The following is a 22651-nucleotide window of genomic DNA, read 5'->3' as shown; positions in this document are numbered from 1 at the left end:
AAAATTTCAAGATATAGGGAGTGTAGACATGACTTCCAGCATTAAAAAGAACATCCAAAGACATACTCCTTTAGGAGTAGATGTAAGTAACAAAAACCGAATTGCTTACAGAGCAAACCGCACGGCGATCGCAGGATTCAATGCAATCGTAATGGCAGGAGCAGAGGCTTATATCAATGGGCTAAAAATCCCTGATTCTCTGCTTAAATCCCTTTTAAATCTCTCCATGCAAATCAGCTATAATTATTTCCCTTCTCTTTTAGTTCCCTATGAATGGCTGTTGCAAGAAAGCGATCGCCTTGCAGAAGGGTCACAGGAACTGATGAAGGTTCAATACGACCTACCCGAAGAAATGTTCAGTCTGATGTTAAAAGAGACAGAACTTTTATATCCAAAATACACAATGGCTTTATGGGAAAAAGGAGCATCTAACCTTGAGCAAGCTCAAATAGATATGCTCGATGATTTGATTGCGAAAGTGGGTATCGAAGATGGAGACGAAATCTTAGACTTAGGATGCGGTTGGGGTTCTGCATCAAATTACATTCTTTCCCGGTTTCCCCATGTAAAAGTAACGGCTCTTAATTTGAGCCACGAGCAATGCGAATATATGCGGAAAAAAATGCAAGATCCTACAAGTTACCTCAGTTCCGATAGATTTACTCTATACGAAAAGGACTTTAATGATATTGATTTTGAGACTAAGTTTGATAAAATTATGGCGATTGGTCTGTTTGAGCATATAGGTAATTTAACGAGATCATTTCAAAGACTGGCTTCTCTCCTCAAAGATGATGGCAAGGTTTTAATTCACATAATCACAACTAGATTACCTGAAAACATCACCCATCCTTTTATCAACAAATACATTTTTCCAAATATGCGGGTGTGGAGTTATGATGTCATCCCAAAGATTAATACAGACCTGAAAATTATTAATCAATGGTATTTAAATGGTGCTAACTATTCAAAGACTTTGATAAATTGGTTGATGAATTTTGACCAAAATCAAACAACAGTCAAAGATTTAAATTATGGCATGAACTATGGCAAGTTCTGCCGGATATGGAGACTTTATTTGCTCTTGTGCATCTCGTATTTTGACGGTTGTGATGGTGAAATTCTTGGTAACGGTCAATACTTGTTGGTTCATGCGTGACCAGTTACAGCAGATTGCAACTTGGTGAGGTACAGATGATTTTAAGTAAGCTATTCCTAGCTTAACTGTTGGCTTTATCACCCGCCTTGAACTAAAGTTCTCTGGCTTTTAGCTAAAGTCTACTGAAGTAGACTAGATATTTTTTGGGTATTTAGTCATCTTCAGATGACTTTTGCTATTTGCAAGGAACTGAAGTTCCTTGCATGACATCACTTTTGCGTTAAGTTGATACCAATGTACATGTGTACTTCATTTACCTGAAAAACGCTGTAATTGCATAAGTCCTAATAATTTAGCGCCCCCAACCTAACGAGAGCAATTCTTGGCTCTATAGTCGATGGTTCGTAAGTAAGCTAAATAGTAAGATAATCCAAAATTGAATGGCAAATCAACGCTTTTATCACATTGGCTTTGGACAAGATGATTTAGGTTCATCGCCTCCCAGCATTGCCCTATTATCTGGCGATCCAGAGCGATCGCATTTAATTGCCCAAACTTATTTCCAAGATGTCCGCCTCTTGTCAGAAAATCGCGGTCTTAATAGCTACATGGGATACTTGTCAAATGGCCGCAGCATCTTATCAGCGACGAGTGGTATAGGTGGGCCTTCATTAAGTATTGTGGTAAATGAGTTGATACAAGTAGGAATCCGGCAAATTATTCGTATTGGAACTTGCGGAGCGATTCAACCTTATATACCAGTCGGTAGCGTCGTTATTAGTAGTGCAGCATTGTGTCGCCAGGGTGCAGCTGCTGACATTGCGCCTGTGGAATATCCAGCCGCAGCCGATCCGTTTCTGACAGTTGCTTTAGTTAAAGCCGCGCGAGAATTAAAGGTTGAACATTACATAGGAATTACGGCATCAGTTGATACTTTTTACGAAGGACAAGAACGCATAGATTCAGCGAATCCAAATTTAATGCGATCGCTGCATGGCATCACAGAAGAATATCGGCGCTTGAATATCTTGAATTATGAGATGGAATGTGGCACGCTATTTAAAATGGCTGGAGTGTATAATTTTGCCGCAGCAGCTATTTGCGGTGTAGTCGCTGGGCGTACTACGAGTGAAAATATCATTTTACAACAGAGGGATATTGCTGTGAAAAATGCGATCGCAATTGCTGTATATACAGCAGGAAACTTTGAATCAGATAATTAATATTTACTTGATAAATCAACTCTCAGTAGTTTTATCATGTCTTTACCTAATCTTTAATTTATCAATCAGTAATTCTAGTTACTATATTGATTAGTATGTAATTTTATTTTAGGAATATATAAAAATAAAATATCTCAATAGACAACCTCAAAATGCATGATTTTACCAGGATATAGTTAATAAATTTTGTACTTATTATAAATAATTTAGATATTAATAAATATCTAAAAAATTGGAGAATTAAGATAACATGAATAACGTTTTTAAGCATGGCATTAAAACCATGACTTTAACTGCGATTGCACTAATGCCGACAGTGATATTTTTAGCATTCTCTCATCAGGCAATAGCTGACGATCCAGGAGCATGTTACATGGTAACTTCCTCTGGTAAAACCGTTGGATTAGAAAGACTTTGTGGCAATATAGCCGCACCTTCAGACGATAAAGTTTTTCGAGTCTTAATCAAACGCCGCTTTGGTGGAACTCCTGTGATTGACGTTACCTTCAATGATAAAAAAACCTTTGAAATGATTGTAGATACAGGTGCTAGCGGAACTATTATCACTCAAAGTATGGCGAATACACTTAAACTCCAGGCTACAGGTACAATGCAAGCTCAAATTGCTGATGGTAGTGAAGTAGAATTTCCAACCAGTAAGGTAAAATCTATTGCAGCAGGTGGAGTTACAGCCAATAATCTTCAGGTAGCGATCGCACCTAAAGCAAGTATCGGCTTACTGGGCCACGATTTCTTCGGCAGCTATGATATCAAAATTCTGGAGAAAGAGGTCGAATTTCATCATCGCTAATGTTCGTAGGTAAAAACATAGAAGCATGACTAAACTGATTGAATACGAAGAAGCCAGCGATGAAGTACGCGCAGTATATGATGATATCCGCACCACCCGCCAGAATGACTATATCAATAACTTTTGGAAAGCCATAGCTAATCATCCCCCTACCTTGCAACGAACTTGGCAAGCGGTGAAGGAAGTGATGACTAGCCCCGGTGAGATCGATCCACTGATGCGAGAATTAATTTATATCGCCGTGAGTGCGACTAATGGCTGTGAGTATTGCATCGCTTCGCACACAGCAGGAGCGCGGGCTAAGGGGATGAATGATACCATGTTCGGGGAACTCATGGCGATCGCAGCCACTGCCAACATGACTAATCGCCTCGCCAACGGCTATCAAATTCCAGTAGACGAGAGATTTAAGATGTAACAGTCAGTCTTGTCGATCGCTACTTAAGATAAGGTTTAACAGAATTATTGACCGAACAAGAAAAGCATACAAGCCCATAAATAAATTTATACCAGTTGTTTATGAAGATGCACATAATAATTCCCCCCAACACATCGGGGGGTAAATATATGCAGCTTCACAAAGAAACGGTATTAGGAGGATTGTAATCTTTAATTTTTAATCTTTAATTTTTAATTCCCCAAAGGGGCTGACTATGCCAAAGATTCAGGTTAACGGGATTGATTTATTCTACGACATTAAGGGAACAGGTGAGCCTTTGCTATTAATAGCTGGCTTCCTTTGCGATCATGCCTATTGGTCGTTGATTATGCCATCGCTGATTTCGCAGTATCAAGTTATTCGCTTAGACAACCGAGGCATGGGACGAAGTTCTGCTCCCAAGAGCCAGTATAGTCTGAAACAGATGGCTCGTGATGTTGCAGCATTGCTCGATCATCTTGCGATCGATAAGGTGCATTTAGTAGGTCATTCAATGGGTGGTCAAATAGCCCAAGAGTTAGTGTTAGCACATCCTGAAAAGGTGCAAAGTCTAATGCTACTTTCATCATTGGCAAAAGGTGATGGATTATTTAACAGCATCATTGAGACTTGGGGCGAACTCTGCGATAAGGTAGACCTGAAACTTTATGAAAAAGTCGTATTACCTTGGATATTTACAGATACCTTCTACTCGATTCCTGAAATGATCGAAGGTCTAATCGAATTTGCAATCAGATATCCTTTCCCCCCTGCAACTCATTCACTCTATTATCACAGCCAAGCCATACTTGAATGTGACACAACAGACCGCCTTCAAAAAATTCATTGTCCTACGCTAGTTCTAGTTGGTAAACAAGACATTCTCACCCCGCTAAAGTTTTCTCAACAACTTACTCAAGGCATTCCCAACGCTGAACTTGTAGTCCTCGATACTGGGGGTCATGGCTTCTTAATTGAGTCGCCGGATACTGTGATTTCAGCCATGCTTAATTTTCTACAGAAATTTAAACCAGGTTACACTATTTGACGCTCTTTTTCTCTTAAACAACTAAAATTCATTAGTACAGCTTGAAAAAGATTTAGCTACTATCTTAGAGGATGTTTTAAAAGTCCTCTGGTCGGTAGCAAAAAGTTTTAGATCCCCCTAAATCCCCCGATAAATTGGGGGACTTTGATTCTTCCCCCTTTTTAAGGGGAGCCAGCGCGGTCTTGGGGTCTCCCCAAGTGGAGCGACTGGCGTGGGTTAGGGGGGATCAACAAGTGCCTAAAATTACAGCCAACCACTTTTAAAACATCCTCTTAATTTAACCATACTTATTGATGGTAACTAAGTTCGTAGTAAGGACTTTAGTCCTTATTCTCTAAGCACTAAAGTCCTTACTACAAACAATCAAAACTATCTTAACAAATTACTAATAATAAATTGAACAGGACTTACGCAAAATCATGAAAAAACGAACCACAGAGGCAATAGAGTTGCCAGTGCGCCCTTGCGGTTCCCTGACTTGTAGCAACTTGCGCGACACGGAGAAATGAGAGTTTAAGAGATATTTTGCGTAAGTCCTATTGAAATATTTAACGAGTTTCTAATTTAGAAACTCGCTCCTCTAATTTGTTTACTTGTTGCTTCAATTCAATCACCAAAGTTGCCAGCCGATCAAACATCCGATCTTGCTGTGATAAGTTCCCTCTGGAAGCAGTTGACTGTTGTGGAGTAAGTGTTGTTCTTCGGGATGGCGACTGGCGGCTTTGACCGAGTTGAGACTCTATCTGGTTTAACCGTGACTCGACACGATTAAAGTCCGCTTCCAGATTATTGATGCGGGATTCTACTTGCTGCGATGAAGCAGTGCTTCCAAATAACCCAACCCAGATAATTGTTGCTAAAATCCCCGCAAATATTAGCGCTTGGATTTTTTTCATAGAATTTGTTGATATGACTACAGAATATAAGTCTGTAGTCAATTCACTTATTTATCCTTTACTAAGTTAGAAAATAGCCTCTGCCAATCGATAGAGTTAACAGTATTGTCTGTCTGTTTCACCTCAAAGGTAACATTACAAGCTTTCGCTATTTTTAACGCTTGTACGCAAAGTTCTGCCACATCCTCACGGCTGATTTTGCCTTTAATATTATCGCCTTGCTCGAATATTAATTCCTTACTGCCTGGTTCCTCGGTTAAAGCACAAGGTCTAATAATTGTATAAGGAATTCCGCTTTCTCTTAAACTATCTTCCCCTTTCAACTTCCAAGTTAAAATTCCTCCCAATTGGTCATTTAATTTCACTGCTGGCGGTTCTTCATCTAAATTAATGCCAGGGCGACCAGGACGAGTCACACCTGCTGAACTAACGAGAATAAATTGTGGTAAAGTTGCACCACCGTAAGCTTTAATCGATTCCAACTGCAAAGTAAAACCACCCGGAGAAAATTGGGGATTCAAAGCGCCATCATATTCAAATTTGCTCAACATCAGTTGGAATGAACAAATTCTCCTCTGCTCAATCGGCGGCGCATCTTTAACAACTTTTGCCCGAAAAACGGGAATCAAATCTGCAAAGGGAATGTGAACATCTATCCAGGTATTAGCTACTGTGTCAAAAGAATAGCTATAGCCAATACCATCCCATTTAGTATCTGTCCGTAGGAAGATTTTATAACGCTGACCGTCACCTTTGACGCGCAATTTTACACCTTCGCGATCGCATAAGTTGAAGGGCGGATCAAAATTTTTAGTTCTGACAGAAGCAAATCCGCCAGAGTTAGCGGTGGAGACATTACCAGCAAACAAAGCTGTATTTTCTACTAATTGGATATTACTCGCACTTACGCCACCCATAACAACATCATCCAGCGCTCCCCAGTTATCTTTTAATTCTGCTGATGGCTTTGTGAAATCAAATATTAGTTTTTCGTTTCCTTGGGGTAGATATTTTGCAGCCGCTTGAACTAAATTTTTAACACCTTGATATTCAACGTTTTCTGGGGTGTCGCCAACAATTTCTGGTTGGTAAAATTTAATACCTTGATAATATTTTGCTCTATCTGCTGTGTCTCCCTCAACTGGTTGCACGCGCACTGCTGTGCAACAAACAACAGCTTGGATATCAGCCATAACTAAAGAATTTAAAGTTTCTGGTTGTGTGATATCCGCAACTACTAAGTCTATATCATGACCAAGAATTGACCGTGCTTTGTCAATGTCTCGAACTATTGCGCGAACTTTATAACCCTGTTGGAGCGATCGCTGCACTACTCGTTTACCTACACCACCTGTTGCACCTGCTATTAATATTACACTCAAATTTCTTCCTCCATTGGGTCTATCTTGATTATCCTTCGGACGACCTTGGATTAACTGCTGCACCCAGTTAAGGAAAGGAATTACCTCAAAGTAAGTCAGGGTTTCGATAAACCTGCCTAAATCCCATTGAGAACGATTTTTGTCAGTCACATTCGCGTCCTCACAACTTTCTTAAGTTTAGCCCAATGTCTGTTTCTGTAACCTACTTCCTTCAATGAGGAAGACTGGTACACTTTGGCGTAAATCCAGCGAGTAAAATCTCAAATCCTTGTCTAAAAGGGCTTTTGCTGATTAGGCTGATTTTTTAAGTTTTTCTTACTTGGCGTAGGTATAGCTTATTACAAGCATGGTTAATTATTTTACAAAATTTTACTATCATTTTTGAACCTCAATTATTTTTTTTCAGAGTAATTAAATACTGCTCATGGGGAGGTGTCGTCAAAGAGCCAGATAATTAATCCATTCTTTTTTTAGAGGATTTTTGTAAAGTATAAGTCGGCTCAAGACCCTACTAAATTCCCTTTTTTAAGATGGACTATTGACTCTAATCCTTTAAAAGAGGGGATTAGGAGAATATCTAAAAGTTTTTGATATATTACTTGCAAATTTTAGAAAATTTTCTTAACTGTCTTAACTGTCTTAACTGTCTTAAAATTAAATTCTTAACAGTCCTTGCACCCATATTAAATAACTGATATATATAAAAATGTCCTTGAAGCTAGATTTAAATAGAAGCCCAAGGTTAAATTTGACTTTATTAATTATGATTTACTATAAGTTCTATTATTATTTAAAGATTAAAAGGTTGCGATTAAAAAAAAATTAATTGGGATTTAGCACATATTCCAGTTGCGATCGCACAATCATGAGATAAAGCTTCAGCAATCCAGTCTCCGACTGCGTTAGCAAGTGACAAGCCTCAAATAAAGGGAAAAAAAAGACAAAAAAAGACAGCGAAGAAGCCAACAGCCTAAAAAACACAAACGCTAGCTCAAAAGGAACCGAAAAAACCATGAATACGAAAGCCAACCCCAAATATAAAATACTTGCTATTGATGGAGGTGGTGTTCGGGGTATTATCCCGACAATACTCTTAGCAGAAATAGAAAGGCGGACACAAAAGCCAATTTTTAGTTTGTTCGATTTAATTGCTGGCACTTCAACTGGAGGAATTCTAGCACTTGGACTAACTAAACCCCGATTAACTTCAGAAATATCTGAAAACTTGTCAGTTGCCCAATATAGTGCTGAGGATCTTCTGCAAATATATCTTGAGTATGGGGCAGAGATATTTTACGAGCCATTTTTTGAAAGAATACTGGGTGATTTGGAAGATATCTTTGTTCAGCCCAAATATTCTTCTGAGGGAAGAGAGGAAATTCTCAGGCAATACTTTGGAAATACCCTTCTAGAAAATAATCTCAAAGAAGTTTTTGTGACTAGCTACGATATTGAGCAGCGAATTCCCGTATTCTTTACAAACAAAATTGAAAAACAACAGACAGAATCTAGAAGCTTTCGCAAGTTATGTACAGGGTTTACGATCGCAGATGCGGCACTTGCAACTAGCGCGACTCCGACTTATTTTGCTCCCCATCGTGTTAGTACTTCTCATAATACCAAGGGCTTTTACACTTTAGTAGATGGAGGATTGTTTGCTAATAATCCAGCAAATTTAGCTATTGTAGAAGCGCAAATTAGTAGACAAGATAAAAAACAAGTCCTGAATACAGAAGATATTTTAGTAGTTTCATTAGGTACTGGTTCTTTGACAAGTGTCTACCCTTATGACGAAGTAAAAAAATGGGGACTCTTGCAATGGGGAAGACCTCTTTTAAATATTGTGCTTGATGGTGGTAGTGAAGTAGTAGCCGGACAATTAGAACGATTGTTTGAGCCTAATAACAAAGAAACGAAAAGTTCTTATTATCGGTTTCAAACATTCTTAACCGAAGAACTGGAAGCAATCGATAATGCCAAGCCGGAAAATCTTCGTCAGCTACAAGCTGTAGGCTATCGGCTGATTGCAGAAAAAAATCAAGAAATTGATAATTTGTGTAGTCTTTTATTAGAGTAAATCAGATTTTTTCAAAACAGAAGTCAGGAGCGTCTAAATAAGCGAACCCTCTTTTTCAGGCTAATACGAGTTCTTTCTGAAGATGCACATAATAAGTCCCCCCAACACATCGGGGGGTAAATATATGTAGCTTCACAAAGAAACGGTATTAGGTGTAAATACGATTCTAAAAAAGCTCGATTTCATTCACATTTCTCTCTCGTTTTTATATTCTGTATGAAAACGAGAGCCTTATGAAGTTGGGTTTTTAGGACTTGTGTGTACATAGTCGCCTCTTGACCATGAATGTGTTTTGAGAGGCTCTACTTCTGAATCAACTTCCAAAAATAATGGAAATCGTTGAGTAGAGATAAGTTTATTGTGACGTTCGGTGATATTCTAGGTCGAGTAGCACGTTTATTATGGCGTTTGCTATTCTGTTCGGATGAGGTACAGCAGAGGTTATGATTCATAATGTTTTCAGCTTTTGATGTCTTACCTCATTTCTCAGCAAATTGCAGTGAGATAGATTCTCTTTCCAGCATTAAAATTAAGGCTAGCCTTGATAAATCAATCACTAAGTAAAGATGACCTAAATTACTTTTATGATAAAAATTAACAGGTATGGAAATGGATGAAAATTTAGCGGTTATTCATACTTTTTAGAATTAGTATAATGCTAACTAAACTGCAAAGACAACTTATTACTTACGAAAAAATTAGTATTTATGAAAAAACCTATCAATTACCTGTTATAAAAAATCCCAAACTAAAAATAATTCAAAAAAAAATTAGAGCCTCTCAAACATTAATTAAAGAAGGTGTTCGATATCATAACTACTTTGGGGGAATAATTAAGCGAAAGGAAGAAATTAGTCAGGGCAAAGTTTTTAAAGAAATCCAAGTATTAATTAGAGATTATACTCATATTATTGATTTTTTAGAAAATTATAAAGATAGTTATCAAGAGTTTTTGTTGAAACTTACAGATGACTGGAAGATTTTGTTTACGAAAAAATATCTTGAAATAAAAAATCTGAATGAGGAAAGAAAAAGCTAGAAATAAAAAATATTAAAAATCCTCAAGTTCTCGATAAATTAAAGTTAGAGAAACAAGAAAACTTAAAATCAGTTTTACTATTGAGCAATATTAACTTTTTGATGTTAGAAAAAGTAAAATTGCTTAGTGCAGGAATTAAAAATCTAGCAGAAGATACTAAAAATCAAAAGCAAATTATTCAGCAAATAATTAAAGAATTAGAGGTGTATGAAGAAATCTATGAATACCAAACAAGAGCTACAAAGATTCGTCAAGAAATAGCAAAAATAGCCGAAACTGCAATTAATTTTGAGAAAACTTTACAAGATTACTTTCATCCATTTCAATCTTTAATAGATGAGGTTGTCAAAGTAGATGAAAACTTTTATGCAACTGTCGGAGATATTAAAAATTTAGCAGATAATATTTTGCAGTCTCAGTTGAATTTATTTAGCCATGAAGAAGCTGAAACGATTTCTGAAAATCTGCTCAACTTTATGGTAGCAAGCTATGAAAAAAAGGAAAGATTGAAAGATGCTTTTATTGAATCTCAATTATTGGATTGGCAAGCCCATATTTTTGATTTAAGTGACGATACCATATCTTTAGAAAAAGCGATTTACTTAATATCTAATTATCTATCAGATGAAATTGCCGATCAAAAAAATATTTTAGGAATAGCGGAGGAAAATATTATTGATATCAAGTCTCTTCCTATTGTTGAAGAAAGAGATATTAAGGTACTGAATAATAAAGATATCATATTCACAAAAGAATTTAAAAGTAGTAATAGCATCAGTTATAGTGAACTGCAAAATCTCCTCACACAGCAGATGTGGAAAGAAGCTGATCTCGAAACCACTAAATTAATGCTACAAGTTATGGGGAAAAATTATTGGAATGAAGTCTATAAGGAAGATATTGATAACTTTTCTTGTGAATCTTTCCAAACTATCGATCAATTTTGGAAACAATATAGTCATGGTTATTTTGGCTTTAGTGTTCAGCAAGCTATCTGGAACGAAATAGGTGGTCAAATAGATTATGAAACACAAAAGATACTTGGCGATCGCCTTGGTTGGCGAAAAGAGGGAAATTGGTTAGATTATGACCAACTAACTTTTAAGTTGTCCTCGACAACACCAATGGGACACTTACCAGCTAAATGGTTACACTATGACCAATATAACTTTGAATTATACCCAAATTCCTTGGCTGAACCGATTTCAATGGGAGCATGGCGGGTGGAATCTTGGTTAGTTTGGCAGATGCACTTATTCTTTTCTCGTGTAAAAGTTTGTAATGGAACTTCACCATAACTTAATTGCAAATCATCTTGGAGGTAGATATGACTGATAGTAATCTTACTGATATAGACATAGAACTTTTACTGATTGGGAAATGGCGTTTTAATACAGATTGGGAAAAAATTTCTATTGAATTCAAAGATGATATGACCTATAGAGAAACCAAAATTCAGACATTCATTTTATCGAAACCTAAAGAAGTTATAACCGGCACTAAATTTATGGGTGTATGGTACGTAAGTGAAAGAAAATTGTATTTAAATATTAAAAGCGTCCCACAATCTATTTTAAATTTACAGATCCCAATATTTAATAAAGTTTCTATTGGAGATATGGTAGCTACTCTTGGTTCTTTGTTTCTAACGGAAAAGTATGAAATCGTTAAAATCAATAGTTCTAATTTTTTATTTTTGGATACAGACAAATCAATTGTTGGCGCAAAAATAACCTAATAATTAAAAGTTCTTCATCAAAAAGCATATCTTTAATCCAAAGACTGAATTTCTCTTTGAATATTGGCACGGGCGGATGCCTCAGCAAACTCTAACATTAAAGGCGTAAAATAGATTCGGGGGCGCTTTAAAAATTCCTCTAAAACCTGCCTACGACCTGCAATATAGTCTGCTTTTGATATCCAGTCATATTCCTGACGAATAGCATGGGAGTATTCTGGATACTGGACTGAGGTAGTAGCAAAAATCGCTAAATCTGCATCAATTAGAACTTGGCTATCATAGTCATCCATTGCCGCTTGGTGGTATTTAGTATTCCGAATGAGACGGGTAACAATAGTTATTGTACTCTCTGGAATATCTAAGCTACTCAGCACCTTAAAAGCATAGTCTGCGCTTCGTTCTTCGTTATCTTGAGCTTGAGTATCATACACGACATCGTGAAACCAGGCAGCTAGTTGAACAGCAGGTAGGTTGTTAGTATAGCCTTGCAAAATCTCAATTGTACTGAGGACATGCTCAATGTGTTTCAGTGTATGGTAGTAGCGGACAGGAGTAGAGTAAGCTGCAATCAAGTTACCAAAGGCTTTCTCTGATGTTACTTGGTCAACGTCAAAGGCTTGGAGTGTGTGTTGCCAGTTAGAAAATAAAATATCCATGAAGTTTTATGTAGGTATAGAGTGAGTATACCCATTCTGACTATTGGAAAAAACAGTTACATCCTGTTAAGCCGTAAATCCAGCTACCATCTAAATTAGCAAGATTTGGATCAAAATCTCTTTGTTAAAGATAGGTAAATTTCCACCAAAGTGGGGAGCATCCCAAGTGTAGAGACGCGAAATCTTGACTGGGCTTCTCTATTAGACACTGCGCAAACGCCCCGCTAGGCGCTTTCGCGCCTCTACAACCCTGCAAAACTAATGAGGTTTAAGAGACGCGATAAATCGCCGTCTCTACAGAAAATTTATTCGTCAATTATTAATATAGCGGTTCTCATTTATGTGAGGTACATCCGTAGGGGCAATTCATGAATTGCCCCTACACCTTACGAGATGATGTTGTACCACATTTGAATGGGAACCGCTATAGTACATGACGGCGTAAATAAGCCACCCATTTAAAATCGCTAAACATCCTATAAAATCAGCGTTCTTTTTTTTTACTTTTGCCTTGTTTTACTAGGTTATGGTGACAGCTAAATTAAAGCGTCAAAATAGAAGACACAGGCTTTGTCCAAAAAGCCTTGTCTTGATTAACGGAGTTTATTATCAGTGGTATTACAAGTACAAACAAGCACCTACGAAGCTAAAACCCAAGAAATTGCTAAACAACTTCTAGCAGCAACACAGGAAAATCGTTCGTTTTTTTCTTCCCTGCGGGATCAAATGCGTTGGGATGATAAATTATTAGCTTGGGCAATGAGTAATCCTGGCTTACGGGTACAACTATTTCGCTTCATAGATACCCTACCTGCTTTACACAGTAAATCAGAAATTGCCTCACACTTACAAGAATATTTAGGTGATGAGTCTGTAGAATTACCGGCAGCTTTGAAGGGAATGCTAAACTTTGCTAACCCCGACTCTATGCCAGGACAAGTTGCTGCGACAACTGTTGGTACAGCAGTTGAGACTCTTGCTCATAAATATATTTCTGGGGAAAATATTAAACAAGTCATTAAAACAGTTGAACGACTGCGAAAAGAAAAAATGGCTTTTACCATTGACTTACTTGGTGAAGCGGTGATTACTGAAGCCGAAGCGCAGTCTTATCTAGAACGCTATCTAGAATTAATGCAACAATTGGTAGAAGCATCGAAGAATTGGACAGCTATCCCGGCTATTGATGAGGCTGATGGCGAAGCAATCCCAAAAGTTCAGGTTTCTGTGAAGTTAACGGCGTTTTATTCCCAATTTGACCCTTTAGATGCTAAAGGTAGTGAAGAGCGAGTTAGCGATCGCATTCGGATTCTCTTACGTCGTGCTAAAGAGTTGGGCGCAGCTGTGCATTTTGATATGGAACAGTATGCCTATAAGGATATAACTTTCAGCATTCTGAAAAAACTGTTACTAGAAGAAGAATTTCGGCAACGCACAGATATTGGCATGACCATTCAAGCATATCTGCGTGATAGCGAGCAAGATACCAAAGACGTAATTTCTTGGTTGAAAGAACGTGGTTATCCTCTGACAATCCGTTTGGTGAAAGGCGCATATTGGGATCAGGAAACTATTAAAGCAGCCCAAAAGCATTGGAAACAGCCAGTTTACAACGATAAAGCGGCAACTGATGCTAACTTTGAAACCATCACTCAGTTATTGTTAGAAAATCATCAATATGTATATTCTGCCATTGGTAGCCATAATGTGCGATCGCATTCTCGCGCTATTGCCATCGCTGAAAGTTTAAATGTCCCTCGCCGTCGCTTTGAATTGCAAGTCCTCTACGGGATGGGAGATAAAGTTGCCAAAGCATTGGTTGACAGAGGTTATCGAGTCAGAGTTTACTGTCCCTATGGTGAATTATTACCGGGAATGGCGTATTTAATTCGTCGATTGTTGGAAAATACCGCTAATAGTTCTTTTTTACGGCAAAATCTCGAAAATCGACCAATTGAGGAATTATTAGCGCCGCCAATTGTCAAAGAAGAAAAAAACTCTTTAACTCCTAACTCCTCACTCCTAACTCCTAACTCTAATTTCCTTGGTGCTGCTGATACCGATTACTCTGAGGAAGAAGTGAGAACGAAAACAGCGCAAGCGTTCCAAAGTGTTCGTCAACAGTTGGGTAAAACTTATTTGCCGTTGATTAATGGGGAATATGTTAACACGGCAGAATTTGTTGATTCTCTTAATCCTTCTAATTTCAGTGAAATAGTTGGTAAAGTTGGGTTGATTAGCGTTGAACAAGCAGAACAGGCGATGCAAGCAGCCAAAGCAGCGTTTCCTGGTTGGAGGAAAACACCCGCAAAACAACGCGCTGATATTTTGCGTCAAGCGGGTGATTTGATGGAAGAACGCCGCGCCGAACTTTCAGCTTGGATAGTTTTGGAAGTTGGGAAACCAGTTAAGGAAGCTGATGGAGAGGTTTCGGAAGCGATAGACTTTTGTCGGTACTATGCTGATGAGATCGAACGGCTAGATAAAGGTGTTAATTACGACGTAGCTGGCGAAAATAACCGTTATATTTACCAGCCAAGGGGAATTGTTGTAGTAATTTCTCCCTGGAATTTTCCGCTAGCGATCGCATGTGGAATGACAGTTGCAGCCTTAGTTTCAGGAAATTGTACTCTCCTCAAGCCGGCGGAAACATCTTCTGTAATTACGGCAAAACTCACAGAGATTTTAATCGAAGCTGGTTTCCCTAAAGGTGTATTTCAATACGTACCTGGTAAGGGTTCCCAAGTCGGTGCTTATTTGGTAAATCATCCAGATACTCATGTAATTGCTTTTACGGGTTCCCAGGAAGTTGGCTGTCGAATTTACGCAGAAGCGGCAATATTGAAACCCGGACAAAAGCACATGAAACGGGTAATTGCAGAAATGGGTGGCAAAAATGCCATTATTGTCGATGAAAGTTCTGATTTAGACCAAGCGGTTGTCGGGGTAGTGCAGTCAGCATTTGGTTATAGCGGCCAAAAATGTTCTGCTGCCTCCAGGGTGATTGTGCTGGAACCGATTTATGATACCTTTGTGCAGAGATTGGTAGAAGCGACAAAATCCTTGAATATTGGGGAAGCAGAGTTACCGAGTACCCAAGTTGGGCCAGTAATTGATGCTAATGCCCGCGATCGCATCCGCGAGTATATTGAAAAGGGTAAGGCAGAAGCAGAAGTAGCCTTAGAGTTACCAGCACCCGAACAAGGATATTTTATCGGCCCTGTGATTTTTAGTGAAGTCTCGCCCAATGCGGTAATTTCCCAAGAAGAAATTTTTGGCCCTGTGCTAGCGGTAATTCGAGTAAAAGATTTCCAGGAAGCCTTAGCAGTCGCCAACGGGACAAACTACGCCTTAACTGGCGGACTTTATTCTAGAACGCCTTCGCATATTCAGCAAGCGCAGACAGAATTTGAAGTCGGGAATTTGTACATCAACCGCAATATTACCGGAGCGATCGTTGGGCGGCAACCTTTTGGTGGATTCAAACTTTCGGGAGTGGGTTCTAAAGCGGGTGGCCCTGATTACCTGCTGCAATTTCTGGAACCACGTGCGGTAACAGAAAATATTCAGCGTCAAGGTTTTGCACCAATTGAAGGTGCAGAGTGAATTACAAGAGTTATGTGCCCGAATAGGATTCAGTAAATACTCTGATTTTTTTGGGCATCTACCCTCAATGTAAATCGCCATACTGATTATTGTCTAATTAAGCAGAGGAAGCGATCGCTTAATTTATCTCACTTGACAAATGCGATCGCCCCTTTTTGCTAGAGTGAAAAGTATAGACCTTTTTTCAAAGATTATAAGCCTACAAGGATAAAAAAATGGGTAAAAACAAGCTGATAGCTTTTGGCTGGTATGGTGGAAAGTTCAGCCATCTTGATTGGCTTTTACCCCTTTTACCAGATGCCCAGCATTACTGTGAACCATTTGGAGGTTCAGCAGCAGTTTTACTCAATCGAAACCCCTCACCAGTAGAAACGTACAATGATTTTGATGGTGAATTAGTAAACTTTTTTCGCGTACTCAGGGAGCAAAAGGAAAGCCTGATTGAGGCTATTGGTCTAACTCCTTTTTCTCGTGAAGAATTTGAAATAGCAATCTCTGAGCATACTCCAAATTTATCTGATTTTGAACGAGCTAGACGATTTTTTATTAAGGCTAGACAGGTTAGAACTGGGTTAGCACAGAAGGCAAGTTCTGGTAGGTGGGCACACTGTAAACTAACAAGCCGTGCGGGGATGGCTGGTGCAGTTTCCAGATGGTTAGGAAGTGTAGAAGATTTACCTGGGATTGTTCAAAGACTTTTACGAGTTCAGATGGAGCATGACTCAGCAGTTAAAGTCATTCAACGCTATGATTCTGAAGAGACTTTGTTTTATTGCGATCCTCCGTATCCACATGCTTCAAGAGGCGATCGTCAAGCTTACGCTTACGAGATGACAGATGAACAACATCGGGAACTGAGTGATGTTCTTCATAATATCCAAGGCAAAGTTGCTATCTCAAGTTATCAATGCTCTCTTATGGAAGAACTTTACAGTGATTGGAAATATATCCAAGCACCCACTAAAGCTTGCCATTCTACAAAAGGATTGCGAACAGAAACCCTGTGGGTAAATTATGCACTAGATAATATTACAAAAAATACTGTTAATAGCACTCAGACACAACAGGTAGAACCTCAATGTCAATCCCACCAGCTATCCTTGATTTAGCTTTTGAAAGGGTTGTTTACGGTTTGACACAACCAGTTATACATGATGTTGCTATCTCTAGTAATGTAGAATTTGTGTGTCGTAACCCTCAAAATAGAGCGGGTGTCCGATTGCTATTAGCCTGTTGTTTAGCAAAATCTCATAAACCAAATCTAGATATTCGCAAACCCTATACCGAAATTGGTGATTTAGACTGTTATTCAGGTCGGACATACGATGAAGCATATATCACTAGCTTTATTAATAAACATGAATTACCATGTAACCCAACAACAGCTTTCCTCACTCCAGCACTTCGTAATAGAAATATTTTTCTGACACCAGAAGTTAATTTAGTTGGCAAACCTCCCATTCTTTACAAAACTGTACTCTCCCTGCTTGATGACGTTTATTCCGGTCGAGTCTTAGCTGAAGATGTGCTTGCCGAAACTATCAGATATCTTTTAATCGTTAAAAATGAAAAACGTCAACGTATTGCTAGTCTACTGGCAGATTTAAGAACAGTTAAAGGTGGGATTCCGCTCTCTACTGAAGCAATTGTCAAATTGATTGAGCAGCACTTAAATTGTCGGAATTCCAGTCGCTTGCCTGTCCTGATTGTAGCTGCTGCTTACCAAGCCGCTTCAGCTTATTTGGGACAAAGGCATCTAGCTCTTGCAAACCATAATGCTGCGGATAAGCAAACAGGGGCACTTGGAGATTTAGAAATTATGCTTCTTAACGAAGAAAATGTAATTACTAGCTATGAAATGAAAATGAAGAAGGTTACGGTGGATGATATTAACCATGCCATCCAGAAGATTAGAAATTCTCCTCAAAAGATTGACAACTACATTTTTATAACTACAGATTTGATTGATCAATCTGTTCAAGAATATGCTTCAGATGTATATGAAAAAACAGGTGGGATTGAACTTGTAGTTTTGGATTGTATCAGTTTTATTCGTTATTTTCTACATCTTTTCCATCGATTAAGAATGTTTTTTTTGGAGACATATCAACAATTAGTACTCGATGAACCTGATAGTGCTGTCAGCCAACCTTTAAAAGAGGCATTCCTCGCACTACGCCAAGCTGCTGAAAGTAGCAAAGAGGAGTTAGAAGAATGAATATCCATTTTTTTTATTTATTATTACAGGACGTTTGTCTTGGCACTCTTTGATATTTCCTAATAGCCAATATTGGTAGACAATGTACACACAAATTTTTAAAGCAGGATCATTTTTTTATCCCCTCCAGGTGAATTAAAACACTAGCGTGGAGATAGCGATCGCACCCCCTCCCTCAAACTTAGATAAAATCACTATGGTGCTACTTAACCCTAAATCTGATGAAAAGCGATATCTCCGATGGGCTACGCCTACACCTCTCTCCCCAACTCTCCCTTCAACGTCCTGAACTACTTGCGCCAGCAGGTAATTGGGACTGTGCTAAAGCTGCTGTGGAAAATGGGGCAGATGCGATTTACTTCGGTTTGGATCGGTTTAACGCCAGAATGCGGGCAGAAAACTTTACTGAGGCAGACTTACCCCAATTGATGACATTTCTGCACCATCGCGGCGTAAAGGGTTATGTCACTGTCAACACACTAATATTTCCCAAAGAACTAGCAGAAGCCCAGCAATATCTCCGCACAATTATTGCCGCAGGTGTGGATGCGGTAATTGTCCAAGATGTGGGTATATGCCGTCTCATCCGTCACCTCTCCCCCGATTTTCCCATCCATGCTTCCACCCAAATGACGATCACCAGTGCGGCTGGAGTGGAATTTGCCAAATCCCTCGGCTGTCAATTGGTAGTGCTGGCGCGTGAATGTTCTCTTCAGGAAATCAATAAAATACAGCAGCAGATTGCCCTACAAGAAGCTTCGCTACCCTTGGAAGTTTTTGTTCACGGTGCTTTGTGCGTGGCGTACTCCGGTCAGTGTTTGACTAGCGAGGCTTTAGGCGGACGTTCTGCTAACCGAGGCGAATGTGCCCAAGCTTGCCGGATGCCTTACGAGTTAATTGCCGATGGTGAAGTTGTAAATTTGAAAGAACGCAAATACTTACTCAGTCCTCAAGACCTTGCGGGGTTAGATGTTTTGCCAGATTTGGTGAAATCAGGAGTAACTTGTCTTAAGATTGAAGGCCGATTGAAAGCCCCAGAATATGTTGCTAATGTTACCCGTGTTTATCGGCAAGCCTTAGATAGGGTGATGACGGAGATCCCCCCTAGCCCCCCTTCAAAAGGGGGGAACATAGCGCCCCTTAACAAGGGGTGTTGGGGGGATCTTCCGCTTAATCAACAACCGGCAAAAGATCAAGAACACTACAACCTAGAGATGGCATTTTCTCGCGGACTCTACACGGGTTGGTTTGGCGGGATTAATAATCAGGAATTAGTTCACGCCCGCTTTGGTAAAAAACGTGGGGTTTATTTAGGTGAAGTGACCCGCATTCACAACGAACAGGTAACAGTGAAATTGCAAGCGCCTGTTAAACCGGGGGATGGAATTGTTTTTGACTGCGGTCATCCAGAAGCCAAAGAAGAAGGTGGTCGGGTTTATGGGGTGATATCCAAAGGCAAAGAAGCCATGTTGACCTTTGGGCGAAATGACTTGAATCTGCGGCGAGTGCATGTAGGCGATCGCATTTGGAAAACCAGCGATCCAGAATTAGATAAGCAGCTGCGTCAGAGTTTTGCCGGCGAGAATCCCCAATTTCAGCGTCCCATTGACATTGAGATTTATGGAGAACTTGGTCAGATGTTGATTGCGATCGCTCGCGATCGACTCGGTAATATTGTACAAGTGAAATCTGTAATTTCACTGGTGGAAGCACACACCAAACCCTTAGATACAAATCGTTTACAAGAACAATTCGGTCGTCTCGGTAACACGCCTTTCTTGTTGGAAACACTAACCAACCACCTTAGTACTTCCCTTATGCTACCCGTAAGTGAATTAAACCGGATGCGCCGGGAAATTGTCGTGCAGTTGGAAGAATTGCGAAGTCAACCCAAACGCTGGCAATTACGTTCTGATGTCTCTTTCCAAGACTTACTCCCCTCCTCATCCCCCTCATCCCCCTTATCCCCCTCACTCATCGTCTTAGTACGCAATCTCAAGCAACTCCAAGCCGCCCTCAAAGCTGGAGTTGAAACACTTTACTGTGAATTTGAAGACCCCCGCGCCTACCGAGACGCGGTGCAGCTAGTACATAAACAAAGGCAACAATCCCCACTCCCCACAATTTGGGTTGCACCACCCCGAATTACCAAACCTGGAGAAAACTGGATTTTGCAGCAAGTACGTGCATCTGAAGCAGATGGCTATTTGGTGCGGAACTATGACCAATTGCAATTTTTTGCGGCAGACCGTTGCATTGCAGATTTCTCGCTCAACGTTGCTAATCCCTTAACAGCAGACTACTTTCAGCAACACTTTGCTGTAGAACGGCTGACGGCATCTTATGACCTGAATATTGCCCAACTGCAAGACTTGCTTACCAGTTGTCCACCCCAGTGGTTTGAGGTGACAATCCACCAACATATACCGATGTTTCACATGGAACACTGCGTATTTTGTGCTTTTCTCTCAACCGGTACAGACTATACTAACTGTGGACGACCTTGTGAAAAACAGGAAGTAAAATTAAAAGACCGTGTTGGTAGCGAACACGTCCTCAAAGCAGATGTAGGTTGCCGTAATACTGTGTTTAATGGTACTGCTCAAACAGGAGCCGAGTATGTACAGCGTCTTATAGAACTTGGTTTAAGGCACTTCCGTATTGAATTTGTCAATGAAACCCCAGACCAAGTGACTAAAACAATACATCGCTATCGTCAACTACTGCAAGGGGAAATTACAGGCTCACAACTCTGGCGAGAGTTAAAACTGCAAAATCAGCTAGGTGTAACTCGTGGCCCATTGGGACTTTGACCTTTTTTTAATTTATTTATTTATTTATTTATTTATTTATTTGGCTTCATTCCGCTTTGCCTATTCGCAATGACAAATGTATATTTAATTTTGCATTACTACTTAATTTTTAATTGGAGCGTTCGCTTTTAGGGTCTCCTAGACAAGCGACTTGACCCCACTCAGTACTTTTCATCAAAAAAGTAGAGGGGCTGTTCCAAATCGCCAAATCACTAAACTGTTAATCTTTCCTTAAAGCTTTAATAGTGGATCTTTAAACCCATATAACTATTGTTGTGAGGCTTACAATCATTTTGTAAAAATCAATGCAATTACGGTTATTTAAATGGGCGATTCTTTCCGTTGCGTTTGTGGCTAGTAGCATCCTAAGCTTACACTCGGCAGTGGCGGAAAAGGGTGAAAACTTTGGAAGGGGTGAAAATTTTGAAAGGGGCGAAAGAGGCAGAAGGCTCAAACATATCTTCGTCATAGATATGGAGAACCACAACTTTACACAACCAAGCAGCGATACAAGTGCGCCGAATCAGATATTCGGTAATCCCGCAGCCCCGTATCAGAATAGCCTCATCACCCCCGGAAATTTGAATTCCGCTCAAGTCTCCTACGCTGGTGCTTATCATAATGTCCTGGCTACACCATCCGGCAATAATCCAAGCATCCACCCGTCCGAGCCAAACTATATTTGGCAAGAAGCCGGCAATAACTTTGGCGTGTTGAACGATAACGATCCTTTTACCAATCCTGGGGGCACTAACCAGGATACAAAACTCCATCTCAGCGCTTTACTTGATAAGGCTGGTATCTCTTGGAAATCTTACCAAGAAGACATTGACTTGACAAAAAATGCTAATGGTCTGCTTACCAGTACGGTTCTACCTAAAAACCAGTGGACTGTCCCTCTGACCAGATTCAGTGGTACATCACCTGATTACACTAATCCCTACAACGGTAGCCATCAATATAATTTCGCTCCTAAACACGATGGTCATCTGTTTTTTACTGATACCAACGGCGGTAACAACCCAACACCGACAAACCCTTTAGCAACTAAATATGCACCATTGCAACAATTACATGAAGACCTTGCTCATAATAAAGTTGCCAGTTACACCCTGATTACACCAGACCAATTCAACGATTCACATACTGCGTTGACTAATGGTTTTGACTATCGTGGGGTGCATTACACAGGGGATCAGGCTGCAATTGCACAGGGTGACAACTTTCTTGCGAAGATCATTCCAGAAATCATGCGCTCGGATGCTTACAAGGATGATGGCGCGATCGTGATCTGGTGGGATGAAAGTGAAGGCACTAATGCGAACGACTTCAGCCACACCATAGAGGAAATCGCGATCTCACCTCTGGCTAAGGGCAACGCCTATGAAAGCTTCGTAAATTACACCCACTCGTCCGATCTGAAGAGTTGGGAGGAAGTCTTCGGTGTATACGCACCAGGTGGTGGGTTTTTGGGTGATGCCAACTCACCAAACACTAACGATCTCTCGGATCTGTTTAAGAATGGGGCACTCACCTCTAAGGGGTGGAGGCAATGGACAAATAAACACGACTAATTTGCGCCGTCGAGAAACGAAAATTCAGCCCAAAAAGCATCAGCATTCGT

General features: G+C 39.8%; 17 protein-coding genes. 14 read left to right on the top strand and 3 right to left on the bottom strand.

The features are described 5' to 3' along the window. The first annotated feature begins 28 nt into the window (after nt 1–28). The 5 genes from GTQ43_RS27945 to GTQ43_RS27925 all read left to right on the top strand — a co-directional run bounded on the left by GTQ43_RS27945 (nt 29) and on the right by GTQ43_RS27925 (nt 4599). On the top strand, nt 29–1159 hold the full coding sequence (locus GTQ43_RS27945; protein WP_265275930.1) for a class I SAM-dependent methyltransferase: 1131 nt from the start codon (nt 29–31) through the stop codon (nt 1157–1159). Between the two features lie 380 nt (nt 1160–1539). Then, complete coding sequence (locus GTQ43_RS27940) at nt 1540–2322, top strand: nucleoside phosphorylase (protein WP_265275929.1); 783 nt, start codon at nt 1540–1542, stop codon at nt 2320–2322. 250 nt (nt 2323–2572) lie between these two features. Then, a complete protein-coding gene (locus GTQ43_RS27935) occupies nt 2573–3133 on the top strand; it encodes a TIGR02281 family clan AA aspartic protease (protein ID WP_265275928.1) in 561 nt (186 codons plus the stop codon). Between the two features lie 25 nt (nt 3134–3158). After that, nucleotides 3159–3551: a carboxymuconolactone decarboxylase family protein gene (locus GTQ43_RS27930; RefSeq protein WP_265275927.1), complete on the top strand. Its 393-nt coding sequence runs from the start codon at nt 3159–3161 to the stop codon at nt 3549–3551. Nucleotides 3552–3786: 235 nt separating this feature from the next. Continuing rightward, nucleotides 3787–4599, top strand: a complete 813-nt coding sequence (locus GTQ43_RS27925) for an alpha/beta fold hydrolase (RefSeq protein WP_265275926.1) — start codon at nt 3787–3789, stop codon at nt 4597–4599. Nucleotides 4600–5147: 548 nt separating this feature from the next. Here the strand turns inward: GTQ43_RS27925 and GTQ43_RS27920 are convergent. Beyond that, a complete protein-coding gene (locus GTQ43_RS27920; protein WP_265275925.1) occupies nt 5148–5495 on the bottom strand; it encodes a hypothetical protein in 348 nt (115 codons plus the stop codon). Nucleotides 5496–5542: 47 nt separating this feature from the next. After that, nucleotides 5543–7027, bottom strand: a complete 1485-nt coding sequence (locus GTQ43_RS27915) for a CIA30 family protein (protein ID WP_265275924.1) — start codon at nt 7025–7027, stop codon at nt 5543–5545. 862 nt (nt 7028–7889) lie between these two features. Here GTQ43_RS27915 and GTQ43_RS27910 point away from each other — a divergent pair. From GTQ43_RS27910 to GTQ43_RS27895, 4 genes are all read left to right on the top strand, one after another. Continuing rightward, nucleotides 7890–8954 (top strand): patatin-like phospholipase family protein, encoded by a 1065-nt coding sequence (locus tag GTQ43_RS27910; protein ID WP_265275923.1) that lies wholly within the window; start codon nt 7890–7892, stop codon nt 8952–8954. Between the two features lie 655 nt (nt 8955–9609). Continuing rightward, nucleotides 9610–9993, top strand: coding sequence for a hypothetical protein (locus GTQ43_RS27905; RefSeq protein ID WP_265275922.1), 384 nt, complete (start codon nt 9610–9612; stop codon nt 9991–9993). A 101-nt stretch (nt 9994–10094) separates the two neighbouring features. Continuing rightward, complete coding sequence (locus tag GTQ43_RS27900; protein WP_265275921.1) at nt 10095–11291, top strand: GUN4 domain-containing protein; 1197 nt, start codon at nt 10095–10097, stop codon at nt 11289–11291. Nucleotides 11292–11320: 29 nt separating this feature from the next. Further along, on the top strand, nt 11321–11731 hold the full coding sequence (locus GTQ43_RS27895) for a hypothetical protein (protein WP_265275920.1): 411 nt from the start codon (nt 11321–11323) through the stop codon (nt 11729–11731). Nucleotides 11732–11763: 32 nt separating this feature from the next. On the opposite strand, the gene GTQ43_RS27890 is transcribed toward GTQ43_RS27895, so the two are convergent. Next, nucleotides 11764–12390 carry a hypothetical protein gene (locus GTQ43_RS27890; RefSeq protein WP_265275918.1) on the bottom strand — a complete coding sequence of 209 codons (627 nt, stop codon included), beginning with the start codon at nt 12388–12390 and terminating at the stop codon, nt 11764–11766. A 612-nt stretch (nt 12391–13002) separates the two neighbouring features. Between GTQ43_RS27890 and pruA the strand changes: the two genes are divergently transcribed. From pruA to GTQ43_RS27865, 5 genes are all read left to right on the top strand, one after another. Then, nucleotides 13003–15996, top strand: coding sequence for an L-glutamate gamma-semialdehyde dehydrogenase (pruA, locus tag GTQ43_RS27885; protein WP_265275917.1), 2994 nt, complete (start codon nt 13003–13005; stop codon nt 15994–15996). Nucleotides 15997–16211: 215 nt separating this feature from the next. Continuing rightward, a complete protein-coding gene (locus GTQ43_RS27880; RefSeq protein WP_265275916.1) occupies nt 16212–17105 on the top strand; it encodes a DNA adenine methylase in 894 nt (297 codons plus the stop codon). Beyond that, nucleotides 17075–18214, top strand: a complete 1140-nt coding sequence (locus GTQ43_RS27875; RefSeq protein ID WP_265275915.1) for a restriction endonuclease, SacI family — start codon at nt 17075–17077, stop codon at nt 18212–18214. The genes GTQ43_RS27880 and GTQ43_RS27875 overlap by 31 nt, the downstream gene beginning before the upstream one ends. A gap of 221 nt (nt 18215–18435) precedes the next feature. Then, a complete protein-coding gene (locus tag GTQ43_RS27870; RefSeq protein WP_265275914.1) occupies nt 18436–21027 on the top strand; it encodes a U32 family peptidase in 2592 nt (863 codons plus the stop codon). A 350-nt stretch (nt 21028–21377) separates the two neighbouring features. Beyond that, nucleotides 21378–22601, top strand: a complete 1224-nt coding sequence (locus GTQ43_RS27865) for an alkaline phosphatase family protein (protein ID WP_265275913.1) — start codon at nt 21378–21380, stop codon at nt 22599–22601. Nucleotides 22602–22651: the final 50 nt, after the last annotated feature.

Source organism: Nostoc sp. KVJ3 (assembly GCF_026127265.1).
In the GTDB taxonomy this organism is placed as follows: domain Bacteria; phylum Cyanobacteriota; class Cyanobacteriia; order Cyanobacteriales; family Nostocaceae; genus Nostoc.
Note: the sequence above shows the minus strand (reverse complement) of the source record. Positions and strands in the feature narration are given on the sequence as shown.

What these genes read in the sequence shown, in the direction of transcription:
- GTQ43_RS27945 (WP_265275930.1), top strand. Translation starts at nt 29, where the DNA reads ATGACTTCCAGCATTAAAAAGAACATCCAAAGACATACTCCTTTAGGA.
- GTQ43_RS27940 (WP_265275929.1), top strand. Translation starts at nt 1,540, where the DNA reads ATGGCAAATCAACGCTTTTATCACATTGGCTTTGGACAAGATGATTTA.
- GTQ43_RS27935 (WP_265275928.1), top strand. Translation starts at nt 2,573, where the DNA reads ATGAATAACGTTTTTAAGCATGGCATTAAAACCATGACTTTAACTGCG.
- GTQ43_RS27930 (WP_265275927.1), top strand. Translation starts at nt 3,159, where the DNA reads ATGACTAAACTGATTGAATACGAAGAAGCCAGCGATGAAGTACGCGCA.
- GTQ43_RS27925 (WP_265275926.1), top strand. Translation starts at nt 3,787, where the DNA reads ATGCCAAAGATTCAGGTTAACGGGATTGATTTATTCTACGACATTAAG.
- GTQ43_RS27920 (WP_265275925.1), bottom strand. Translation starts at nt 5,495, where the DNA reads ATGAAAAAAATCCAAGCGCTAATATTTGCGGGGATTTTAGCAACAATT.
- GTQ43_RS27910 (WP_265275923.1), top strand. Translation starts at nt 7,890, where the DNA reads ATGAATACGAAAGCCAACCCCAAATATAAAATACTTGCTATTGATGGA.
- GTQ43_RS27905 (WP_265275922.1), top strand. Translation starts at nt 9,610, where the DNA reads ATGCTAACTAAACTGCAAAGACAACTTATTACTTACGAAAAAATTAGT.
- GTQ43_RS27900 (WP_265275921.1), top strand. Translation starts at nt 10,095, where the DNA reads ATGTTAGAAAAAGTAAAATTGCTTAGTGCAGGAATTAAAAATCTAGCA.
- GTQ43_RS27895 (WP_265275920.1), top strand. Translation starts at nt 11,321, where the DNA reads ATGACTGATAGTAATCTTACTGATATAGACATAGAACTTTTACTGATT.
- GTQ43_RS27890 (WP_265275918.1), bottom strand. Translation starts at nt 12,390, where the DNA reads ATGGATATTTTATTTTCTAACTGGCAACACACACTCCAAGCCTTTGAC.
- GTQ43_RS27880 (WP_265275916.1), top strand. Translation starts at nt 16,212, where the DNA reads ATGGGTAAAAACAAGCTGATAGCTTTTGGCTGGTATGGTGGAAAGTTC.
- GTQ43_RS27875 (WP_265275915.1), top strand. Translation starts at nt 17,075, where the DNA reads ATGTCAATCCCACCAGCTATCCTTGATTTAGCTTTTGAAAGGGTTGTT.
- GTQ43_RS27870 (WP_265275914.1), top strand. Translation starts at nt 18,436, where the DNA reads ATGAAAAGCGATATCTCCGATGGGCTACGCCTACACCTCTCTCCCCAA.